General features: G+C 65.1%; 16 protein-coding genes and 1 tRNA gene. 11 read left to right on the forward strand and 6 right to left on the reverse strand.

What is annotated here, in order from left to right:
* Window positions 1-52: 52 nt before the first annotated feature.
* Complete coding sequence (locus tag RHCRD62_RS26565) at window positions 53-187, reverse strand: hypothetical protein (RefSeq protein ID WP_301280707.1); 135 nt, start codon at window positions 185-187, stop codon at window positions 53-55.
* A gap of 664 nt (window positions 188-851) precedes the next feature.
* Here RHCRD62_RS26565 and RHCRD62_RS00375 point away from each other — a divergent pair.
* The 4 genes from RHCRD62_RS00375 to RHCRD62_RS00390 all read left to right on the forward strand — a co-directional run bounded on the left by RHCRD62_RS00375 (window position 852) and on the right by RHCRD62_RS00390 (window position 5,027).
* Entirely contained in the window at window positions 852-1,943 is a 1,092-nt protein-coding gene (locus RHCRD62_RS00375; RefSeq protein ID WP_050062707.1) for a tyrosine-type recombinase/integrase, read from the forward strand.
* Window positions 1,944-2,176: 233 nt separating this feature from the next.
* A complete protein-coding gene (locus RHCRD62_RS00380; RefSeq protein ID WP_050062708.1) occupies window positions 2,177-2,407 on the forward strand; it encodes a helix-turn-helix transcriptional regulator in 231 nt (76 codons plus the stop codon).
* 50 nt (window positions 2,408-2,457) lie between these two features.
* Entirely contained in the window at window positions 2,458-2,721 is a 264-nt protein-coding gene (locus RHCRD62_RS26005) for a hypothetical protein (protein WP_172670978.1), read from the forward strand.
* A complete protein-coding gene (locus RHCRD62_RS00390) occupies window positions 2,718-5,027 on the forward strand; it encodes a bifunctional DNA primase/polymerase (protein WP_050062710.1) in 2,310 nt (769 codons plus the stop codon). The genes RHCRD62_RS26005 and RHCRD62_RS00390 overlap by 4 nt, the downstream gene beginning before the upstream one ends.
* A gap of 279 nt (window positions 5,028-5,306) precedes the next feature.
* On the opposite strand, the gene RHCRD62_RS00395 is transcribed toward RHCRD62_RS00390, so the two are convergent.
* Together RHCRD62_RS00395 and RHCRD62_RS00400 are read right to left on the reverse strand one after the other, a co-directional pair.
* Window positions 5,307-10,283: a DEAD/DEAH box helicase gene (locus RHCRD62_RS00395; protein ID WP_050062711.1), complete on the reverse strand. Its 4,977-nt coding sequence runs from the start codon at window positions 10,281-10,283 to the stop codon at window positions 5,307-5,309.
* Window positions 10,284-10,352: 69 nt separating this feature from the next.
* Window positions 10,353-11,540: a hypothetical protein gene (locus RHCRD62_RS00400; RefSeq protein ID WP_216596601.1), complete on the reverse strand. Its 1,188-nt coding sequence runs from the start codon at window positions 11,538-11,540 to the stop codon at window positions 10,353-10,355.
* Between the two features lie 844 nt (window positions 11,541-12,384).
* On the opposite strand from RHCRD62_RS00400, the gene RHCRD62_RS00405 reads away from it, so the two are divergent.
* Window positions 12,385-13,638, forward strand: a complete 1,254-nt coding sequence (locus RHCRD62_RS00405; protein WP_050062713.1) for an AlbA family DNA-binding domain-containing protein — start codon at window positions 12,385-12,387, stop codon at window positions 13,636-13,638.
* Window positions 13,639-13,650: 12 nt separating this feature from the next.
* On the opposite strand, the gene RHCRD62_RS00410 is transcribed toward RHCRD62_RS00405, so the two are convergent.
* Entirely contained in the window at window positions 13,651-14,925 is a 1,275-nt protein-coding gene (locus RHCRD62_RS00410) for an ATP-binding protein (protein ID WP_050062714.1), read from the reverse strand.
* Between the two features lie 95 nt (window positions 14,926-15,020).
* Here RHCRD62_RS00410 and RHCRD62_RS00415 point away from each other — a divergent pair, with 95 nt between their 5' ends.
* Entirely contained in the window at window positions 15,021-15,266 is a 246-nt protein-coding gene (locus tag RHCRD62_RS00415; RefSeq protein WP_157050755.1) for an STAS domain-containing protein, read from the forward strand.
* A gap of 432 nt (window positions 15,267-15,698) precedes the next feature.
* Here RHCRD62_RS00415 and RHCRD62_RS00420 read toward each other — a convergent pair.
* Window positions 15,699-15,772, reverse strand: a tRNA-Arg gene (locus tag RHCRD62_RS00420).
* Window positions 15,773-15,897: 125 nt separating this feature from the next.
* On the opposite strand from RHCRD62_RS00420, the gene RHCRD62_RS00425 reads away from it, so the two are divergent.
* The gene (locus tag RHCRD62_RS00425; RefSeq protein WP_050062716.1) at window positions 15,898-17,928 is read left to right on the forward strand and encodes a bifunctional copper resistance protein CopD/cytochrome c oxidase assembly protein; all 2,031 of its coding nucleotides are present in this window, start codon (window positions 15,898-15,900) and stop codon (window positions 17,926-17,928) included.
* Here RHCRD62_RS00425 and RHCRD62_RS00430 read toward each other — a convergent pair.
* Complete coding sequence (locus RHCRD62_RS00430; RefSeq protein ID WP_050062717.1) at window positions 17,925-18,869, reverse strand: oxygenase MpaB family protein; 945 nt, start codon at window positions 18,867-18,869, stop codon at window positions 17,925-17,927. The genes RHCRD62_RS00425 and RHCRD62_RS00430 overlap by 4 nt on opposite strands.
* A gap of 123 nt (window positions 18,870-18,992) precedes the next feature.
* On the opposite strand from RHCRD62_RS00430, the gene RHCRD62_RS00435 reads away from it, so the two are divergent.
* From RHCRD62_RS00435 to RHCRD62_RS00450, 4 genes are all read left to right on the forward strand, one after another.
* Window positions 18,993-19,667: a TetR/AcrR family transcriptional regulator gene (locus tag RHCRD62_RS00435; RefSeq protein WP_050062718.1), complete on the forward strand. Its 675-nt coding sequence runs from the start codon at window positions 18,993-18,995 to the stop codon at window positions 19,665-19,667.
* A 127-nt stretch (window positions 19,668-19,794) separates the two neighbouring features.
* Complete coding sequence (gene ssb, locus RHCRD62_RS00440; protein ID WP_050062719.1) at window positions 19,795-20,253, forward strand: single-stranded DNA-binding protein; 459 nt, start codon at window positions 19,795-19,797, stop codon at window positions 20,251-20,253.
* Window positions 20,254-20,377: 124 nt separating this feature from the next.
* Window positions 20,378-21,496 carry a lipase family protein gene (locus RHCRD62_RS00445; protein ID WP_050062720.1) on the forward strand — a complete coding sequence of 373 codons (1,119 nt, stop codon included), beginning with the start codon at window positions 20,378-20,380 and terminating at the stop codon, window positions 21,494-21,496.
* A 151-nt stretch (window positions 21,497-21,647) separates the two neighbouring features.
* Window positions 21,648-22,763 (forward strand): lipase family protein, encoded by a 1,116-nt coding sequence (locus tag RHCRD62_RS00450; protein ID WP_253277138.1) that lies wholly within the window; start codon window positions 21,648-21,650, stop codon window positions 22,761-22,763.
* Window positions 22,764-22,874 lie beyond the last annotated feature (111 nt).

Below are 22,874 nucleotides of genomic sequence, written 5' to 3' on the forward strand. Positions count from 1 at the left end.
CGAAGCGGGTCCCGGTCACGACGTGACCGGGACCCGCTTCGTTGGTTGGGGCTCAGGAGCCGCCGAGGCTTCCAAGGCTGCCGAGGCCGCCCATTCCGCCTCCGCCTCCGCCTTGACCGCCCTGCATCTTCTCCATGACTTCAAGGAGGTCGCCGAGCACCGTTACGAGTTCGCTCAAGAATTCCATGGCCGTACACCTTCACTGTCGGGACAAGTGGAGCGTGGGGCGACGGACTGGACGCACCGGACTGCGTGCGCAGTGCGTCCGGTCCTCGCCACCTGGTCGGGGACGATCGTCATGGGGGAGGCGACCGGCAGGGTGCGGTCGGGGAGTTCTCGAGAATGTGCCGACCGCAGCGGTCGATGTGGAGTTCGGGCATTGGACTCACCTCAACCCCGTGTATCGGCGCCCGCAACGATAGTGTTTCACACCACACTCGAGGTGGATGCGGGTTTCGTAGCGGAAGTCGCGGATGGCGGCCCGGCGTATCTGCGAACAACTCAGCTCGCGCTTCCACCTTGAAACGAGTGGCGAGTTGTCGTCCGGACCGGAGGTGTCGCGATGCTCGACCTGGAGACGTTCGTCGGTCCGGTACTCGGTTCGATCATCCGCGAGACAGTGAGATGGCTGATCGAGATCGGGGTCATACGCTGACGGCGTCGTTCGAGCTGGCCTGGCTGTCCAGGAAAACCCCGGCAGGAATCGAACCTCCCCGGTGGACGAGCGTCGTCGCTAGTCAAGTGGCATGACCTGCCTGGTCGTCCCTTCGGCTCAGTGACGCAAGCGGACACAGTTGGTCACGCGCGTAGCCTTGAAGGGAACGCAGAGGGAACACGGAAGTAGTTCGATCATGGCCACCAAGCGGCGATCGTGGGGCACCTGCAAGCAGTTGAAGTCCAAGAACTACCGGGCGACCTACATCGGGCCGGATGGACGGCAATACGCGGCCCCCCGCACCTTCGCGGCCAAGGTCGATGCGGAGGGCTGGCTGGCAACCGAAAAGCGCAAGATTGACCTCGACACCTGGCGCCCGCCCGGCACGCGACATGAGCGCAGCCTGACCCTGCGCGCGTACGCGTCGAGTTGGCTTGAGCAACGGACCTTGAAAGCGCGCACGCGGGGCCTGTACGCCGATCTGCTGCGACTGCACATCTTGCCCGTGCTGGGTGACCTTGCGGTCTCGGCGATTACCCCGGCGATCGTACGAGCCTGGTACGCAAGGCTGGAGACAGGCCCTACCCGGACGTCACACTCCTATTCGCTACTGCACGCGATCTGTGCGACCGCGGTCTCGGACGAAGTGCTCGACGCGAACCCATGCCGGATCAGGTCCGCAATGCAGACGTCGCGTGCGAAAGAGATAGAACTCGTGACTCCGGCTGAATTGGTCGCGCTCGCGGACGAGATGCCCGAGAATCTCCGCGTCGCAGTGCTGCTAACCGCGTGGTGCGGTCTGCGCTCGGGTGAGCTCAAGGAGTTGCGCCGCAAGGATGTGGGGCCGAGGGGCGAGACGATCAGGGTAGAGCGCTCGGTCACGTACCGCAGCGGCGTGTATCTGGTCGACACCCCGAAGACGAGGGCCGGCAAGCGCAGGATCGCGATACCGCCACACATCGTGCCGGTGTTGAACAGGCACCTTGGCGCGGTCGGCAAGGAGGGCGAGGCGCTGCTGTTCCCCGGTAAGAGCGGCGGGCACCTGTCCGACTGGGAGCTGCGCAATCCGTTCAAGCGTGCCGCGGGTGCGATCGGCAAGCCTGAGCTGACGCCGCATAGCCTGCGCCACGTTGGCGCCGTTCTTGCGGCCCAGTCTGGTGCGTCGACCGCTGAGTTGATGTTGAGGCTCGGTCACACCACGCCGAATATGGCGATGAAATACCAGCACGTCGCGGCTGGCCGTGATGCCGAGATCGCAAAGCGACTGAGTGCGCTGGCGGGGGAGTAGGTGGCCACGGCGTGCGATGTCGCAACGCGTCGGGGCGTGACACGCGCTGGGGCCTGTAGAGTGAGGATGTTGCTCCCCGAGGTGCTGTCCTGTCACCGACGACGGGGAGGGAACGTAGAGCCAGGAATTGTGAAGGCATCCCGGCGCATCACGGAGACGAACGGTCGGAGTCAGGACGGCCAACGCATCTTCGGAGCCGCGCCACAGTAGTAGCTCAATACTGTGGAGGCTTCATGCCCAAGCGTTATCTGTCCCTGGCACAAGCCACTGACTACACCGGACTGCACGAGCGGACTCTCCGCCGCCGGATCGCAGACGGCACTCTGCCCGCGTTCCGTTGCGGGCCGCGACTCATCCGGGTCGATCAGGCCGATCTCGACGGGATGTTCGAGCCGGTCACCTGTACTCGCCGCGGGACAATCAAAGCCGTCACCGAGCGCGTCGAAGGCGGCGAACTGGCATGAGCAACAACAAGGGGACGACTCCAAGGACGACATCGAGCACCGTTGTGGGCTTGTCCGCCAGCGCACCCACTGAACGAGAACTCAAGAAGGCATACGAGGTGGCGGCGGCCGCGTTGATGAACAACGACGCTGCCCGCAGGTGCTCGCGCTGTGACTGGCGTCCGCGCTTCGGCGAACTATGGACAGTCGAGTGCATGCACGCCCGACTGCGTGGGATGCACCTGCTCATCTACTCGCTCGTGTGCGACCGCTGCCGCACCGAAGTCGAGACCGCCAGCGCCAACGATCACCTCGTGGCGGTGATGACGAAGTGAGTTACAGCACGGAGGTGATCGACCGGTACTGGCGCGCAGGCTACTGCCACGTCATGCCGCTGCCGAAGGGCTCGAAGTCCTCGCCACCGAAGGGCTACACCGGCTACGGGGGTGCGGTGCCGTCGCGTGCGGACTGCGAGGCGTGGATCGAGGGATACCCGGACGGCAACGTGGCGGTGCGGCTTCCGGGTGTGCCCGGTGACGAGTACGCAGTCATCGGCATCGACGTCGACCACTACGGCGACAAGAGCGGTGCGGTGACCCTCGCTCACGCCGAGAAGGTCTGGGGCGCACTGCCGCCTACGGTGCGGAGCACAAGCCGGGGAACCGGGAACCCGAGCGGCATCAGGTTGTACAGGGTACCGGCGGGGGTCGGGTTCGTGACGGTGCTCGCCTTTCGGGAACTGGGGCTCGGTCACATCGAGATCATCCAGTGGTTCCACCGGTACATGGTCGTGTCGCCGTCGGCTCACCCCAGCGGTGGTGTGTACCAGTGGATCGACGCGGACGGCAAGGTGGTCGACGGTCCGCCGAGTGTCGAGTCTCTGCCGATGCTCCCGGACACGTGGGTCGAGGGCTTGCGGGCAGGTGCCAGGTCATCGGTGACAACGTCGGTCGCGGACGTGCCGGACATCCTGGCCGGACTGCCGGGCGGCGAACCGAGTGCGAAGGTGCGGGGGCGGCTCGACGAGGCGATGCGGGATCTCCGTGGGCGGGCGGGCTCCCGACATGATTCGACCCTCAGGCACGTGCTGGCGTTGTTCCGGCTCGCGGAACAGGGCGCTCCCGGCGTCCCAGCTGCTCTCACGGCGCTCAGCCTGGAGTGGATGCAGGTGATGGGGCCGATCCGGGGCGTCGAGGCCGCACAAGCGGAGTGGAACCGCATGGTGTGTGGGCAACGCGGGCACGACCTCCTCGCCTCCACGCCGTCCGCCGATCCGGCAGCCGAGACAGCCGACCTGCTGCGGCTGGCGGACGACGACGTGACGGTGCTTCCCACCGAGGCCCGATTCTGGACCGCCAGGCCGGAACTGGAACGCATCCAACGGCAGGCCCACGCGAGGGTGGCCGCTCCGTGGGCGGTGCTCGGTGTCGCACTGTGCCGGGTCGCGGCGCTGATCCCGATCACCGTCGAGCTGCCAGCGATCTCGGGCGGGCCGATGCAGACCAACCTGCTCGTCGCGCTGGTCGGCAGGCCCGGCGAAGGCAAGGGCGTTGCAGGCAAGGTCGCGAAGGAGATGATCCCGCTCAACACCACGCTTGTCGAGGAGACCGGCGGACCCGGCTCGGGTGAGGGCATCACACGCTCGTACGGCCACATGGAGAAGGTCAAGGAGGGGTCTACTGTGGTCGGGATGGGGTGGGTGTGGCGGAATCCGAACCACGCCAGCCTGTTCTGGGTCGACGAGGTCACACAGTTGAAGACCGTGAGCGCGCGTAGCGGCAACACCGTGGTCGACGTACTGCGGACGGCCGTCACCGGAGGGAGTCTGAAGGTCGAGTACGCGGACCCCGCAAAGCGCAACGGGTGTGGTGACGGCACCTACCGGTTCGCGGGTGTCATGTGCGCGCAGCCAACCAATCTCGGGTGGGTCATGGACGATGAGGACGGGGGCCTGCCGCAGCGTGTGCTCTTCTTCAAGGTCATCGACCCGACGATCCCCGACCTTGCCGATCCGGTACCGGCGTTCGATCTCGCCTGGCCGGAAACGGTGTACGCCGGCGTGTTTCGGTTTCCCAGTCAGATCGTGGCCGAGATCCGCGCCGAGCAGCTCAGCATCCGCCGGTACGGGGCGCAGGGGCTGGACGGGCACTCGACGGCAACGCGGATGAAGGTGGCGGCGCTGTTGCGGGTGTTCCACGTGCTGGCGAACCCGTTGGAGTACGCGGGCCGACCGGACAACCATGCCGAATTGTTCGACGTCACCGCCGAGGACTGGGAACTGGCGGGTGTGGTGATGCGTCACTCGGACTCCGTGCGTGCCGAGGTGCAGGCGGCGATCGGCTCGAAAGCCGGACGGGACAACGCCAGCCGGGGGAAGGCCGAGGCAGAGCGGGACCTGGCGCGAGCCGAGCACCTCGAACGCCACTCCGCCAACCAGGTTGAGGCGAAGCTGCGGAAGGTGTTCGACGGCGGGAAGGAGTTCACCCATCGCGACGTGGCAAGGCTGTTCGACAGCTCCGCCACCGGGAAGGCTCATCGCTCCGCGATCCCGGGCGTGCTCGTCGACATGGTGGGCCGCGAGGTGCTCGCGGCGGTTTCCCGTAACCGATCCGGCAAGGCGGTGTACCGGTTGGTGGAGTGAAGGCCGCTGGGGCAGGCAACTGTCGAGGTGTCGAGCGCTCGACAGTTGCCTGCGCGGTCTCTCGCGTACATGAAGACACAGATTCATTCATTTATGCAGGTCACGGTATTTTCGGGGGTGACTCACGAGAAGATGGATCTCTCGCAAGTGTCGAGACGCTCGACACCTCGACGGTTGGTGAAGGCGCAAAAGGTGCTTGCACTTCACGGGTGAAAGCGCACCCGCTGGCTGTCTATCGAGGCACCTCACCCTGCGCTCGGTATCGAGTACTTTCTGAATTCACAGCGAGTCGACGATCTTCATCGTCTCAACGGCCACCGTGGTGACACGTTTGATGAGGTCGACGATATAGGTGGGGTCGTCGTGTTCGTCGCACCAGTCGTTAGGGTCATTGATGATCTCTGACGCCTTGTCGGTCTTGACCTGGTAGCGGTCGATGATCCACGCCAACGCTGAGCGGGGCCCGAGCATGTAGCGTTCGGCATTCTCGGGGATACCGGCGATGGTGACCTTCGGGTTGTAAACGATCGTGGTGCGGTCGTCGACATTCTTACCGGTGTCCGGGTCCTTCTTCTTGCCCCACTTGAGCTTCGACAGCCGCCACGTCTCACGATCCTCCGCGGAAGCGCCCTTCTTCAACTGCACGTCGAGGCCGTACGGCTCGACTGCCTCGTAGTTCACGTGCAGGTCCGCCAACTTCCGGCCAGCGGCAGCGAGCTGCTCGAAACGTTCCCATGTCTCTGGTGTGGGGATGTGCGGGAGCATCTTCTTCAGATCCGCCGCGTAGGTTTCGCGATAGGCGGAGTCGTGGAGCAGGCCGTACACGTAGTAGAAGATGTCGTCCTTGCTGACCTGCTCGCCGAGCGCGCTGCGGTACAGCGCGAGGATGCCGTCGGTGATGTTGTCCACACGGCGGTAGCCGTACTTGTCAATCTCGTCCGAATCACTCGATGCGAAGTCCAACTCACCCTCGGCCGATTCAGACTTGAGATAGATCCAGCGGGGGAAGAACTGGCCGGTATCGAGCAGGTGCAGGTTCGGCAGCAGATCGGTGATGAACGGCGTGAACTCAAAATGAGACGCCGGCGCTGTCAGCACGATCCCGAGGTTCCGGTGGTGCGGCGTGGGGAACATCACGGGGAGCTGGTAGGTGCAGTTGTTGAGTTGCTGCCTTTCATCGAAGTAGGCGTGTTGTTTGGTGAATGGCCTGTAGGTGCTGAAGCGGAATCCCGCCTGCTGCGTGACGAGCCGAATGCTTTGGGCGACTTGCCTCTTGTTGATTCTGTCCCAGCTGAACAGCTTGGGGTTGGTGGAGATGAGTGAGTCAACTGGAGGAAGGGCGGTGGTCGAGGCCCGGATGGAATCGATGCGATCAACCTCAGAGTTATAGAAGTCAACCGCACGGCCGATGTTGTTTTCGAGCCCGGTGCGCGAGAAGTTGTAGCACCACGCATCGCGGTTTGTCTTCAGCCCACCGGAATAGGTACTGAACATGGCGTATCGACCGGTGCTCGACTTCTTGTCCCCGATCGCAGGCCACTGCCTAAATTCGTCGTTGCGTTGGTTGGTCCAGTCGCCGTGCTCATTTGGCACGATGTGGCGCAGCTGTAGCCCGTTGAAGCTGCCAGCGTCCGTGATGGCGCGGATCTTCTGGCCCGCGGACAGGTAGTCGCCGACCTGTGCGTAATGAATGGTGCCCGGTTTGGACTCTTTCGAATTCTTGACAAGCAGTGTGATTGCGATGGTGGCGCGGGAGCCGCCTTTAGTGCTCTTGATCTCGTTGCCGTCAGGGCCCCACCCGCCGAATTCGAAGATCGGTCTGCCTTCCTTGCGGCCGAGCTCGCCTGCGATACGTCCGTTGCCGCGGAGGTTGTAGATGTAGATGCGGGAGCATTCGTCGGCGAGGGAGAGGCGGATGCCGTCGGCGGTGTTGCCATCGATCCAGCCGCCGTTGGTCACGAAGGCGACGATCCCGTTGTCGCCGATCCGGTCGGTGGCCCACCTGAAGGCGCGTAGATAGGAGTCGTAGAGGCTGTTCTTAAGTTGCGCGGTGGAGCGTTTGGCGTAGGTGTCGGCGATCCGCTTGTCCAGGGTCGGGTAGGAGACGTTCGCGTTGAGATCGTTCGCGGAGGTTTGGCCGACGCTGTAGGGCGGGTTGCCGATGACGATGTTGATCGGGATCGAGTTCTGGCGGACGATACGGTCGTTGTTCTGGGGGAACATCACCGCGTCGAGGCTGTCGCCGTCCTCGGTGATCTGGAAGGTGTCGGCGAGCACGATCCCCTCGAAAGGGCTGTATTCAGCTTCGCCTTCGCTGCCGATGATCGCGTGGTAGGTGGATTCGATGTTCACCGCCGCGATGTAGTAGGCCAGGAGCATGATCTCGTTGGCGTGCAACTCGCCCGCATATTTCCGGGCCAAGTCGGCCGGCTGGATGAGCCCGGACTGCAGCAGCCGGGTCATGAACGTGCCGGTGCCGGTGAACGGATCGAGGATGTGGACGCCTTCGTCGGTCAGGCCGCGGCCGAACGCATCCCGGGACGCCTGGTCGGCAGCGTGGAGGATGAAGTCGACGATCTCGACGGGGGTGTAGACGATGCCGAGGGCCTCGGACTGCTTCTTAAATCCGATGTGGAAGAACTTCTCATACAGCTCGGCGATCACCTTCTGCTTGCCGCCAGCAGTGGTGACCTCTGCGGCCCGCACGCGCACGGATGCGTAGAAGCCGTCGAGCTTCGCTGTTTCGGCTTCGAGGCCTGAGTCCCCGAGTGTGTCGACCATCGCCTGCATGACCTGAGAGATCGGGTTGTGGGAGGCGAAGTCGTGTTCGACGAACAGAGCGTCGAACACCGGCTTGGTGATCAGATGCTGCGACAACATGCTGATCGCATCATCTCGGGTGATGGAGTCGTTCAGGTTGTCCTTCAGGCCCTGATGGAACTGCTCGAACGCCGTCGCGACCTCGGGGGTCGAGCCGGCGAGGAGAGCGCGGATGCGGGTGATTTGAGCATTGGCGATGTCGGCGACGTCAGTGGCCCAGTCTTCCCAGTACTTGCGGGTGCCGACCTTGTCGACGATCTTCGCGACGATCGCTTCCTGCCACTCCGACAGGGAAAACAGCGCCATCTGTTGCGCCATGTGCCCACCGGAATCCGGTGCAGACTCGGCAGTTTCGGGTGAGGTGCTGGATGTGCTGGATGTGCCGTCGCTGAAGGTTTCGTCGGAATTCGTGACCGGGCCGATGTGGTCGCCGAGGAGCCGGTCGGTTCCCTTGCCTGCCTTCATATCGGACTTGGCGTTGAGGGCGATGGAATTGACCATCGCGTTGAACCGGTCGTCATGCGCGCGCAGGGCGTTGAGGACCTGCCAGACCACCTTGAACCGGCGGTTGTCCGAGAGTGCCTGCGACGGTGAGATACCAGCCGGGACGGCGACCGGCAGGATGATGTAGCCGTAGTCCTTGCCGTCGGCCTTGCGCATCACCCGGCCCACCGACTGCACGACGTCGACCACGGAATTGCGGGGGTTGAGGAACATCACCGCATCCAGAGCCGGCACGTCCACGCCTTCGGACAGGCAGCGGGCGTTGGTCAGGATCCGGCACTCCCCCTCCGGGACCGGCGCTTTGAGCCAGGCGAGTTCGGCGTTGCGCTGCAGAGCGTTGAAGGTGCCGTCGACATGGTGGACAGAGCACGCGAGATCAAGGTTCGTCGACGACACCGCGTGCCCGTCGTTCTCGTTCTCCGCGAGCAGGTCACGGTAGGCGTCCACCACGGAGGGGAACACCTCGGCTACCTGCTTGGAGGCGGCGATGTCCTTCGCGAACACCACTGCCCGCCGCATCGGTGCCTCACCGGGAGCGAAGCCGGTGCCGTCGGGGGTGCGACCGGCGCGCTTGGCCAGGCCGTTCCAGCAGCCGACGATCTTCGACGCATCATCGAGCCGCAGCTCGGAGAACTCGCCCGCCAACTGCTGCTGCAGCGGGGAGGCGACGAGGTCCTCGTCGACGGTCAGCACGATCACCTTGTAGTCGGTGAGCAGACCACGCTCGACCGCGTCCCCGAACGACAGGCGATGAAACTCGGGACCGTAGATGGTTTCGTCGTCCATCGACGACAGTTCCGCCGAATGCTCGTCGGCCTTGTCCTTGACCGTCTCGTCGAAGATCCGCGGGGTCGCCGTCATGTAGAGGCGGCGTTCGGATTTGAGGTAGTCGGCGTCGTGGACGCGGACGAAGTTCGACTCGTCGTCGCCGAACAGAGTGACACCGGTGGTGCGGTGTGCTTCGTCGCAGATCACGATGTCGAACGGGTCCACACCCTGTGTCTGCGCCGCCGCGACGACCGGGAGCGACTGGTAGGTGGTGAATACCACCGTCAACCCTTTGGCGCGTTTGCGGTGACCCATCTCGGCGACCAGGGTCGCGGCATCGGTGGTGACGGGGATGGCGACGTCGTGGACCGCGACGTCCTCCGCCGAGCGGGAGACTTTGGTGTCCGAGCAGACCGCGAACGCCCGCAGCTCGAGCTGGGTTTGCGCGGTCCACTCCCGCAGCGTCTGCGACAGCAACGAGATGGACGGCACCGCGAACAGGACCTTCGCGCTCCCGCCGTTCTCGGCGGCGGTGCGCTCGGCGATCTTCATGGCGGTGAACGTCTTGCCGGTGCCGCACGCCATGATCAGCTTGCCGCGGTCGTTGCCGGCCTCAAACCCGGCGAACACCGCGTCGATCGCGTCCTGCTGATGGGTGCGCGGCTCGTGCCGCTTCGCCTCCGACAGGTCGACCTGTAGTTCGCCGGCCGGCCAGGCGATGTCCCAGTCGATCGGCGACTCCGCGATCTCCGCGAGCCCGATCCGCTGCACCGGGATCGACTGCCCATCGAGGGCGTCCTCGGCGTTCTTCCCCCACCGGTCGGTAGTGGAGATGATCACCCGGTTCGTGAACGGCTTCTTCCCCGACGCGGTGAAGAACGAGTCGATGTCGCCCTTGGCGAGGGTGTGGGTCGGCTCGTAGAACTTGCACTGGATCGCGGTATAGGCGCCGGTGTCGCGTTCGCGAGCGACGAGGTCGATGCCAGTGTCCGGCTTCCCGTCGCGGCCGGGCCAGTCCGTCCACCGCCACACCTGGTCGTACTGCTGCGCGAGCATCGGGTCCAGTTGGAAGTAGCGGACCATCAGCTGCTCGAACTTGGTGCCCCGTTCCGAGTTCGACGGTGCCTGCCGGAACGCCTCGATGACCTCGTGAACAGAACCCATGACTTGGCCAACCTCCGCAGCAGCAACCGATACCGGGGTGACACTACTGTCCTTCCTGCCGATGGGCAGTTAGGGTGCGCCTGATATGCCCGTCAGGTCGTTCAATGCGGAACTTGTGTCGGTCGCCGTCAATCGATTCGGGGCACGCTTCTCCTCCTGTCGGTCAAGGATCCGATCCGTCAACTCCACTGTTGCGAGGTACCACCAGAAGAGCCAGTCGCGGAAGGCAGGATCGTAGTCACCTTGCTGCTTACCGTCTTCATGCCTGACCGCGAACTTGTTCGCAATGTGGAACAGGGCCGACTCGTCGTCTTTGAGCAGCTCTGCTTTCAACAGTTGCCGTCGCTCTTCGAGCACGAGGGCCAGGGCATTCGCCGCCGAACGCTTGTCGTGATCGGTCGCTCCGCGAGCGCGGAACAAGGTGATGGCATGCCGTATCCGGCCTCCGGTCCGCGGATCATCCCGGGTGAGCATGTCAGTGACCAGGTCCGTCCGTGCGTCGTCGGTCACCTCAACAAGCCTGCCCGTGTCTTCGCCGTTGTCGGCGAGCCGGAGATCGATACTGCTGCGGTCGAGGAGTCGGTTGACGCGCCAGATGTACAGTTGTCGACCGGCCGATCGGGAGAACTCGCTGTAATGCCAGCCGCAGCCCGAGTAAGGGTGAAGGTCGCGGTTGCGTGGCCTGGCGACCAGGTCGTGCAGAACTTCGATCAGGTCGAAGAACCTGTCGGTGTCCGCAGCGAGCCGTTTCGGGTCGATCGGCCACATATCCGGAATACCGATGTGCGTCTCAATCAGACCAGACGGATCAACGGTTGCCGGATCGTCGACACAGTCCTTCGTGAATGCATGCTCGAAGTATCCCTTTCGGTCGAGTTCGTCGATCAGTCGACCGAACTCACGCGTGGTTGCCTCGATCGTCAGCGCACGGGGTACGACGCCAGCGTTGCGTTCAGACCAGTACGCCGGCCGCTCTCTCGGCTCCGGAAATGAGTCGAGGTGTCGGAGGATTTCCGCCATGAACTGCCTTCGCTGATCTACTCTGGCGCCACCAGATCTGTGCCAGCTTTCGCTGGAGATCGAAGCGAAGTGATCACGTGCTGCGAAGTCGGCGAAGGCATCCTCGAGAAGCAATTCAACGCGTTGTGCCCATTCCTGACTTCCAACGTCAGCATTTATTAGTGCAGAAAGTTCAGATCTGAGCAGCTCGCGTGGCCAGATCAGCTCGAAATCCAAAGGGTTCACGGTGACGGTCATAATCGCAAATGATGCCCGACGGCAGGGACATGACCGCGAGGCGGCGCTCTCGTCCAACTGAAAGAACGACGATGCGAACGCAACCTTCAATCAGTCTCAGGTTCGTGGCGGCCATAGCTTGCTCCGTTTAGGGCGTTCATTTGAACGATCCCTGCGGGTGGCTGCGTGTTGGCCATCGGACGGCTTGAGGGTGGGGGGAGGGGCGCGTCCGAACGGCTGGAGTGCGGTGGCCCACCCAGTGTAGGCCGCTTCTCTCCCTGGTTGAAAATTGAACCAAGGGGGCGGATGCCGCAATGTCAGGGTTTGACGAGTACGTGCAACGGTTCATCGGGATGACCGAGGCGCCGCCGATGGAAGCTTCGCCCAGTTTCGCCAGTCGTCGCGACCGGACTGGCAGGCGCGGACTGCTGTGGAACGAATCACCGGCGCACGGCCGTCCTGCTACCTGATGGGGCGAGCCTGGGCGGGTGTACGACATCAGCGCATTCTCGATTGCGGTGCGCAGGTCCGGGCCGACACGATCGCTTTCCGTGGTTCGGTCGGCGGGAACAGGTCAGCGAAGAACGGCCCGTTGGTGATGTTCCAATTGTCCAGGGCGTGGTTGCTCAGTCTCGTTCGGCGTCACATCAGTGCGGATCAAGGTGAGTCGAAGCGGTGGATACCAACGCGTCGACGGCGAGGAGCCAAACCGGTACCGGGATAGGTGGTCTGCGATCGGCGCGAAGCGCTCGGTCAGGTGATTCGGATCGCCGCCGCCGCGCCCGAATCGTTGCACCGGTAGGGCGCGTGCCGGTACGCAGCCCCTAAACCCCTCGTTGTGCTGTCGATGGTAGAGAGTGATCCCATGGACTTCACCGCGATCCACCGCCTGCTCGGTCGGGAACCAGGACCCATCACCGACGAGTTGCTCGACGCCGCCGTCGAGAACGGAGTCAAGGAAACCGACGACCTGGACTGGAAGTCCGAACTCCCACCGGCCAAAGCGCTGCAGTCCACGGACTATCCGAAGGACATTGCCGCGATGGCCAACAGTGGTGGTGGCACGATCATCTACGGGATCGAGGAGTCGCAGAAGGCGGCAATCAAGCGACTCGACGTCGGGGAGCTCACCGAAACCCACGAACGGGCGCTGCGAAGTGCAGCCGTGACAGCGATCAGTCCGCCGATCTTTGGACTGGGTATTCGTGAGGTTGGTAACCCCGGAAGAAGAGCGGTAGCCGTTTTGGTCCCGGCGAGTGCAGACGGTCCTCACCTCATCTACAGGAACGAGTACTTCGGGGCACCGATCCGCAACGACGCAGACACCGTGTGGATGAAAGAGCGTCAGATCGAAGCCATGTATCGGGCACGGTTTGACGAGCGCCGCCACGAGGCAGAAGCGCTCGCGAATCTCTACCGCGACGCGGCCTCTGGCAGAGACACCAACCAGCGCGCCTGGTTCATCGCTGTGGCGTCCCCACGTCTGCCTGCCTCCCAGCCCGTTCGTCCACCGCGTGGCCAGGCTGGCGAGATTTTCGAGGCGGCACTCGTCCACGGCGTCTACTTCGCCGGCCGAGGCGGGATCCATCCGCTTGAGGCAGTAGATCGCCTCAATCCACGACCCGGACTGCGCCGTTGGGTCGCAGCGAACACTGCAGAATCGCAACACTCTCGATGGAAAGAGTCGTGGGCGAGCTGTCATCACGACGGGGCTGTCACCCTTGCTACCGCCGTTGGCGGGCATCCATCGGGGCCAAACCAAAACAATCCCGGGGAACGCATCGACTCCTCGGCGATCGAGTGCGCCATTGCCGACCTCATGGGCTTGATCCGTGCGGTGAGCGAACGACGAGGCACGAACGAGTACGACGTGAGAATCGGGATTGAGTGGACCGGCGGGGCGCCCATGATCATCCAGACGGTCGACAACTCCGGGTACGTTTACGACGGGACGTCCCTTCCTCTCGCACGATACAACCCGGTGGTGGTGACAGTCCGCGCGGACGCCGACAGCCTCGACTACTACCAACAGGTCCACGATCTTGCCGAGGATTGCATCAACCAGGGTGGACTTACCAATGTTCGGTTGATCAGCCCGCCGTCTCCGAATGACACCTAGCGTTCAGGCTCGTCAGCTCAGCAATTCCTTATGCTGATAGTCGCTGAGTACCTCGTCGGTGGCCATGAAGCCGAATCCTTGGAGGAGCGTCTTTGCCATTCGCACGGCGAGTGCGCCTGGATCGGTGAGCAACTCCGATACCGGAAGATCTATCAAGGTGGTGAGGGTGGAGTCGCTGGTTCGGTAATCGTCGTGGAGGTGGCGTTTGGGATCGTCGGATACGAGGAGGCGGCCGGCAGCGCCGCGCAAGGTGGCCTGCACGGTCATCCCCATCGGGGTGATCATCGACTGAGACAAGCGTGCTGCGAGTTCGACGACCTCGGTCAAGTAGAACAGGATCTCCCAGACAGGGATCTGATCAGGCTTCCCGATAAGGTCATATGTCAGCACGCGGCGGTGCAGAAACTGACCGGAGGTAAAGAGCCGCCATTGCTCCTCGTGCGGTGTGTTCCTCACCGGGATGTCGCAGCCGATATATGACTGTCCGTTGAGCATCTCCGCGTGGCCGATGTAGGGGACTGGCCATCCGCGCAGGCGCACTGTCGATTGTGCCAACACAGTTTCGAGCGCGTCGCGGTCGAGGCGGTCTGCCTCGTATGGCTGCGGTCGAATGACGATGTCCCAATGGCCGAGCTGGCGCCGGGCGTACTCGTTTACGGCCAACCAACTCTCGGACTCGCGATCGTAGGCTTCGGTGGAGCGCGTGGCCGCGTCTATGGGCTGCAGCTGGAGTCCGGCGCTTTGTGCTGTCGCCACGAACTCACGAAGCGCGTTCTGGGTGGCGATTGTGAGGACTTCGCGCATCTCCACATGGGAGGCCACTTCGCTGGTCTCCGGCTTGCTGCGATTGCGAACGTATAGAGCACCTTTTCGCAATACTTCTTCCTTGCCTTCGTTGTACGCCTTTGCACAAAGGTGCGGCAGGTCGGTAAAGCTGTGGAGTTGGAGCACCGTTACATGCGCGCCGCTGGTCAGCTCCACAGCAGCGACATCGAAGCTCAACGGTGGATCGGCGTAGGTCGCAAATTTGCTCGACAGGTCGTCGAAGTTGGTCCACTCGGAAACCTGATCTTCCGTGAGCCCCCGGAGGATTAGCGTGTCGTTCACCTCGCCGACGCCGAGCACGACATATCCGCCGTCGCGCAGATTTGCCATGCTCAACGCTGCTCGGACAATCTTCGCGAAGTAGTATTTATTCGTCGCGCTGCCGGGACCCTTGAACTCGACACTGCGAGTCTCGTGTCCGATGTCTGCAATGTGCTGCTCGATTTCGGTCGCTGTCAACATGCTCGATGACGCTACCGGCGACCATCCTCCGCTCTCCCCCTATACCGGGCTGCCTGCTCAGATCAGAACCCATCCATCCCGGACCGGGGGACGAGATGGGGCAGGCGGTGTGCCCGCGCTCGGGACTTGATTTCGGGGTGGGCCGCCCGGCGATCGTGGATTTCGAGGCGGCCGTCAACGCGGCTATCGACGAAGCCCCTCGAACATTGATCGTCGACGTGGCCCGCGTGGACTTCGTGCGCATGTCGGGTGTCCAGGCCCTGGCGGAGGCGCACATCGCGCCGACCGCATGGGGGTGGCGACGCTGCTCGTGCCGGGCGGGCGGACGTTCCGTCGGGTGATTAGGGCCGCAGGCTTGGCGAACCACTTCCCGGTTCCCAGTCCATACAGGCGGCGGTGGAGGCGCGTCGAGCCGGGTTGGCCGCGCATGTCGACCTAGAGGTACAGATAGGTGAACGACGCAATTGGTGGTGCTATCGGGTGTGTTGAGATTTAACGTTGCGGAACGCCAATTTCGCGAGATGATCCGCGTGCGTCGTGGTGACACACTGACGTCGAAGGCGTCCAGTGGATGTCCTGCTGCCAGCTTTGATCGCGACGCTCCGATGGCTGAGTCAGGGTGGAATGCCTGCGCCTCGCTGAGTGAGCGACGGGTTCCGTACCTCGGGCGAGACACTCTCCGCGGTGTCGGATCTCTTAGTTGGAGGGAATCTTGAGGGAACGGCTGTCTCGCGTTTTCGGCAAACTGCCCTGTTGAGCTGCTAAAACTACCGTGCCCCCGGCAGGAATCGAACCTGCGACCTAGAGATTAGAAGGCTCTTGCTCTATCCAACTGAGCTACGGAGGCGTGACCCCTGTCGGGATCGGGTCAGGAGTCTACCGGCTCGGGTTCGCGCGTCACGCCAGGCTGCGCGACGACGCTGCGTAGTACCTGGGCGTGGCTCACACGCGCCCGCCTCCTACCCTGGTGGCATGGCATCACCCGAGCTCGCCCACGCCGACACGCCGCCGACCCGGACGGCACGCAGCAGCGTGGTTCCCGTCTTCGTCGCCCTCGGTCTGATCGCCGGACTGGTCGCAGCGTTGGTTGTGGGACTGTCGGCGTCCGAGGCGCTGGTGCGACTCGGCATCCCCGACCCCGGCCCGCTCACCACGTACGGGCTGCCCGCGGTCAAGGCGATCGGTGAGGTCGCGGCGATCATCTCCATCGGGTCGCTGCTGCTCGCGTCGTTCCTGGTGCCGCCGCAGAAGAGCGGCGTCCTCGACGTCGACGGATACCGGGCGGTGCGGACGGCGTCGAACGCGGCGATCGTGTGGGCTGCGTGCGCGCTGGTGCTCGTCCCGCTGACGGTGTCCGACACGTCGGGGCAGCCGTTCGGTGAGGCGCTGCAACCGGAGAACCTGTGGCGGGCGATCCCGCAGATCGAGCTCGCGGAGGCGTGGCGGAACACGGCGATCCTGGCGATGATCCTCGCGATCTGCTCGCGGATGCTGCTGCGCTGGAACTGGACGCCGGTGGTGCTCGGGCTCGGCGTCGTGACGTTGATCCCGCTCGCGCTCACCGGCCACTCGTCGGCGGGCGGATCCCACGACATGGCGACCAACAGCCTCCTGTGGCACCTGGTCGCGGCGTCCCTGTGGGCCGGTGGCCTGTTCGCGCTCTTCGTCCACGCCCGCCGCGGCGGCGCCCACACGGACCTCGCCGCGCGCCGCTTCTCGAAGGTCGCGACCGCAGCGTTCGTCATCATGGCGATCTCCGGCGTCATCAACGGCCTCGTCCGGCTGCCGCTGAGCGACCTGTTCTCCAGCACCTACGGCTGGCTGCTGGTCTCGAAGACGGTCGCACTCGTGATCCTCGGCGTGTTCGGTTTCCTGCAGCGCAGGCAGGCGCTGCCCGCGCTCGAAGCGGACCCGACGTCGCGTGGTGCTTTGATCCGTTTCGCGGGCGGAGAGGCGATTATCTTCGCGGCGACGATCGGACTGGCGGTTGGACTCGGACGCACGCCGCCGCCGCCCACGGACATTCGCCCGACGCCCGCCGAGGTGCAGCTCGGCTACAACCTCGACGGCCCGCCGACCCTGGCACGCCTGATGTTCGACTGGCGCTTCGACCTGATCTTCGGCACCGCCGCGATCATCGCCGCCGTCTGGTACGTCATCGGGGTGCGGCGACTGCGGCGACGTGGCGACAGCTGGCCCATCGGCCGGACCATCGCCTGGCTCCTCGGCTGCGCGACCCTGCTGATCGGCACCTCGTCGGGTCTCGGCCGATACTCGCCGGCCGTGTTCAGCGTCCACATGGGCGCGCACATGGCGTTGTCGATGCTCGCGCCCGTGCTGCTCGTCCTCGGCGGACCGATGACGCTGGCACTGCGCGCACTCAAGCCCGCGGGCCCCGACGGCGCGCCCGGGCCGCGCGAGTGGCTGCTCGCCGCACTGCACAGCAGGTACTCGCGGTTCATCACGCATCCGCTGGTGGCGTCGTTCCTGTTCGTCGGCGGCTTCTACGCCCTGTACCTCGGCGGCATCTTCGGTGCGACCCTCGATTCGCACGGCGCGCACCTGCTGATGAACGTGCACTTCATCCTCAGCGGTTACCTTTTCTACTGGGTGGTCATCGGCATCGACCCCGCGCCGCGTCAGATCCAGCCCGTGACGAAGCTGGCGATGGTGTTCGGATCACTGCCGTTCCACGCTTTCTTCGGCATTGCCCTCATGAGCACCATGGAGGTCATCGGCGGCTGGTACTACCGGTCGCTGGGACTCGGCTGGAACGACGACCTGTTCAACGACCAGAAGGTCGGTGGCGGCATCGCCTGGGCGACCGGCGAGATCCCCCTCGTGCTGGTGATGCTCGCCCTACTGGTGCAGTGGTCGCGGTCCGACCAGAAGACCGCCAAGCGCATCGACCGTGCCGCCGACCGCGACGACGACGCGGAGCTCGCCAGGCACAACGCGATGTTCGCCGAGCTCGCGCGCCGCGACAAGGAAGGCTGGAACTAACCGGCCTGGCGCAGCCGATCCCGGGCCTCGGCCGGGGTGACGGTCTCGGGGTTCTCCGCGACGGGATTGGCGAAGTGCCATTTCAGGACCGATCGCGTCACCGGCAGGGTGCCACGGAGGACGGCCTGCATCGCCGCGGGTGACCGGGTGGCACGCACCGCCGCCCTGGCAGCGGGTGCGACGGCGCGGTCGAGAGCCGCGGGCTGGTCGAAGTCGCCGAGGACGCGCATCCACTTCGGGAGGGTCGCGATGGCGGCGGGCGCGATCAGCCGACTCGACGCCCACAGTGGCCACCGTCCCGCGCCGCCCTCGGTGCGCAGCAGATAGTGCATGCCGCGCTGCGCCCGTTCGGACGTGCACAGACGAGGTCGGACCTCGGCGAAATACTCGCGGACCGCCGCCCGTGACGCCGGGACGTCGGATGTCGCGCAGGTCTGCAGTTCGGCGGCGACGACGCAGTCGGCCCAGTACCGGTCCTCGTCCTCGGGCGTGAGCGGTCCCGGCCCGAACATCTCGTATGCCTTGAGCACCGAGTGCCAGCCGGTGACGTGGATCCACAGCTGGCTGTCCGGGTTGTTGGCCGCGTAGCGCTTGCCCGAGACGGGCTCGATTCCGGTAATGCGGGCGTGGACCCGCATAAGCAACTCCGACGTCTCGATGGCGGTGCGGCTGTCGCCGACCGCGATGACGAGGAAGTATGAGAGGGTGCCGTCGAGGCGGCCGCGCGGGTCGGTATAGATCCCGTCGGCGTCTGCGACGGCGGCCGCGAGCATGGGGTCGAAGTGCTCCAGCGTGACGGCGCGCTGGAATCCGATGAGGGCGGTCGGATGCGTCCACACCTTCCACGTCGGGGAGCCCGGGCCGAAGAACCCGTTGTCGCGCCGGGGGAGTGTCGGGTCGAACGGCCAGGTGCGGGTCGCCATCATGCGGGAGTCGGTCATCGTGTGCCCCTGTCGGTGTCCTGCGTCCATGAATACAACGCGACCGTAGCAATGTGTAAGGGCGAATACAACGGTTGCGTAGGATTGGTGACCGTAGGGTGAGCCGGAGGAGGTGGCGACCACATGACGAGAGCCGACGCCGAACGGCCGCGACGCAAGTACGCGCCGCGACTGCCGCCCGAGCAGCGGCGTGAGCAACTGCTCGACGCGGCGTTCGAGGTCACCAGGCGACACGGCCTCCACGACTTGAGCATGGAAGCGGTCGCGACCGAGGCCGGTGTGGGAAAACCCGTGCTGTACACGGTGTTTCGCACCCGAGCCGACCTGGTGGCGGCGCTGCTCGAACGCGAGCACGGACGTGCCGTCGCGCAGGTGCTGGCGACGATGCCAACCGACCTCGCCGCTTCCGGACCCACCGTGGCGTACACGGCCACCGTCACCGGATTCGTCGGTGCCGTCCTCGACAACCCGACTCGATGGCGACTCATTCTCACCGCACCCGACAGTGCGCCGGGGGAGTATCGCGACCACCTGCGGTCGGCCCGCTCCGCGGTGCTCGCCCGCGCCGTGGAGCTTGCGCATGCGGGCATCGCTCTGGAGCCGGCGCTGGCGGAACTCGATGCGGAACTGCTCGCCCACACGATGCTGTCCTTCGCCGAGATGCTCGGACGCCTGGCCGTCAGCGATCCCGACCGCTACACCAGTGATCGGCTTGCCAACTACGCGGCTTCCCTTGCAGGCCTCATCGCCGATCCGACTAGCACGCGCCGTAGACACCGGTCGGATCCCGGGCGCTGAATTCGCCCACCCTGTGGACGGTTTCACGAACCGTCCACAGATCGTGTGCGGGTACTCCCGTCGCCTCCGTGGACCGGACACGATCGGGGTGTGACGCCGACCGGCGTCGGACGAGGAGTTCGCAGACATGTACGAAACCCACACGGCCGTGGTCGGCACCGTCATCACCAACCCGGTCAAACGATCGACCGTCGGTGGCGAGGAAGTCATCAGCTTCCGAATGGCCAGCAACGCCCGAAGGTTCGACCAGGCGGCAGGGGAGTGGACGGACAGCGGCACTCTCTACCTGACCGTCAGCTGCTGGCGCCGACTCGTCGACGGCGTCGCCGCGTCCCTGATGAAGGGTGATCCGATCGTTGCGTACGGACAGTTGCGGACCAGCGAGTACACCACCAGGGACGGCGCCTCGCGGTCGGACCTGGAGATGCGTGCCACCGCGGTCGGGCCCGACCTCGCCCGATGTGTCGCGAAGCTCGAACGCGGACAGAAGAGTTCGAGCGCGTCGGACATACTCGACGGCAGTGCAGCCTCCGATTGCGAGAGCGATGTGACAGGTGCCGAACTCGAGACGGTCGCGACCGGGTAACGCGCACATCACATCTCGATGGTGTCCGGTCACAGGAGTGACGAAATGCGGTGTCCCCCAGGCGAGAGCGCATACGGTGAACTCGCTCGCACGATCACGTCTGTAGCGGATCTGGGAGGCGCTGATGAGGTGGACGACGGTTCTGTCGACAGTGCTCGTCACGATCGCGGCGGGTGTCGCCGGGACACCCGGCGTCGCCGGCGCGGCGGAGGGTCCACCGGGCTCGGTCGTCCAGGTCGAACCGATCTCCGCCGCGGCAGCACTGCCCGGTGCCGCCGACGGATATCGGGTCGTCTATCGCACCACCGACCATCATGGCGCCGGGCGTCTGAGCTCCGGTGCCGTGTACGTGCCACCGGGCGAGGCGCCCGCGGGTGGCTGGCCGGTGGTGTCGTACGCGCACGGCACCATTGGCCTCGCCGACGGGTGCGAACCGTCGACGGTCGGTGGACTGGGCCAGGAAGCGACGTACATGGACCGGTGGCTGCGGAAGGGCTACGCGGTCGTCGCCACCGACTACGCGGGCCTCGGCACTCCGGGGGAACTCGCCTACCTGGACGGCGTCGCGGCCGGCCACGATGTCGTCGACATGGTCCGAGCCGGGCGTTCGGCGGTGCCGGAGCTCTCGTCGCGGTGGGTGGTCGCCGGACTGTCGCAGGGCGGGCACGCGGCGCTGCACACCGCGCGCCTGGCGACCACATACGCACCGGAACTCGACTACCGCGGAGCCGTCGCACTGGGTCCACCGACCAACCTCGACCAGGTGTTCGCGCTCGGCATGCCAGGGATCCCGAACTTCGGACTCGCGGGCCTGACCAAGTTCACCCTGTTCACGATGGCGGGCCTGCGCGCAGCGCGGCCCGACCTGAACATCGACTCGTATCTGTCGACGCGAGGTCTCGAACTCGTCCGGATCTCGACGCAGGTGTGCACGCGCGAGGTCGACAAGTACGTCGGCGGTGCATCCGTGGGCGACCTGTTCGTCAGGCCCCTCCACGACCTTCGCCCGGCGTTGACGGACTACCTCGGCGTGCCGACGTCGGGATATGACCGCCCGCTACTCCTCGGGCAGGGAGCAGTCGACCGGGTCGTCCCATTGCCGTTGACTGTCGTGTTCGCCGGCCAACTGGCCGCGTCGCGGACCGGTGTGGACTTCCGGGTGTATCCGACCGCCGACCACATCGGCACTCTCGCGGCGGCGTTCGACGACTCCGCTCGGTTCGTCGACGCGGTGACGCGGTGAGCCGCCCGCGGTGAACAATTGCCGATTCGTTCCGGACACGGGCCGAATGCGGTATTCACATCGTATGGGACATACCTGGGGGTTTGATTTTTTCAACGAGGTGGCGGGACGGAGGCAGCGAATTCTCCCGACACGAACTGTGCTGGCACGGGTGGCTGCAGCTGCGGTAACCCTGGCGACGGGCGCAGGGCTGCTGGGGCCCGCGACCGCGACCGCAGCACCGCCTGCTCCCGGCACCGTGATCGGAACGGACGCGCTGCCGCCGATGGCGCAGCTTCCCGTGGCCGCGTCGCAGAGCCGGATCACGTACTGGACCGAGGGGCCGACGGGCGCCCCCGCACTCAGCACGGGCGCCGTCTACCTTCCGAGTGGCACCCCGCCGGCCGGTGGGTGGCCGGTGATCTCGTCGGCGCACGGCACCACAGGTGTCGGTGACTCGTGTGCGCCCGCGCACGGGTACGACACCACCTGGCTCACTCGGGACTACCTGTCGGCGTGGCTGGCGCAGGGCTACGCGGTGGTTGCCACGGACTACGTGGGACTGGGCACCGAGGGAACCCATGCGTACCTGCACGGACGCAGTGAGGGCCGGGCCGTGATCGACATGGTCCGGGCGGCGACCTCCGTGACCCCGGAGCTGTCTCGCACATGGGCTGTGGTCGGCCACTCGCAGGGCGGGCACGCGGCGATGCTCGCCGCCCACCAGGCCACGGACTACGCACCCGAGCTCGACTACCGCGGCGCCGTTGCCACCGGCACACCGGCGAATCTGGAGTTGCTCCTGCCGTTCGGCGGACCCGGATTCCCGAACCTCGGGCTCAACGGACTGACCATGTTCGCCGCCTACATCATCAACGGTCTGGAGGTTGCCCGACCCGACCTTCCGATCGCCGACTACCTGACACCGGTCGGAGCTGCACTCGTCAAGGATTCCGAGTCGCTGTGCTACACGGAGCTGCGCGATCGTGCGGGCGCCATCGGCGTCGGCGAGATGTTCAGCCGGCCGCTGAACGAGCCCCGGATCAGGGATGCTCTGCGTGACTATCTCGCGGTCCCCACCACCGGCTACGACAGGCCCGTTTTCATCGGCCAGGGACTGCGCGACCAGACGGTGCCGTTCCCGCTCGCCACGAAGCTCGCACTCGACATGGAGGCGGCAGGCGAACCCGTGACCTTCCGGACGTACGACGCCTTCCACGGTTCCTCGATCGAGGCCTCGCTCCCCGACACGACCGCCTTCGTCCGGTCGCTGTTCGAGACCCGCTGACCCTTCACTCCGACCTGCGTCGGGCGGTGCGCCCGGCGCAGGTCGGTGAGGATCGGGTCCTCGACCCGTGTGGATTGGGGCGGCGTCTGCGCTGCCGATACCCTGGTGCAC

Source organism: Rhodococcus sp. RD6.2, assembly GCF_001040705.1.
Lineage (GTDB): Bacteria > Actinomycetota > Actinomycetes > Mycobacteriales > Mycobacteriaceae > Rhodococcus_G.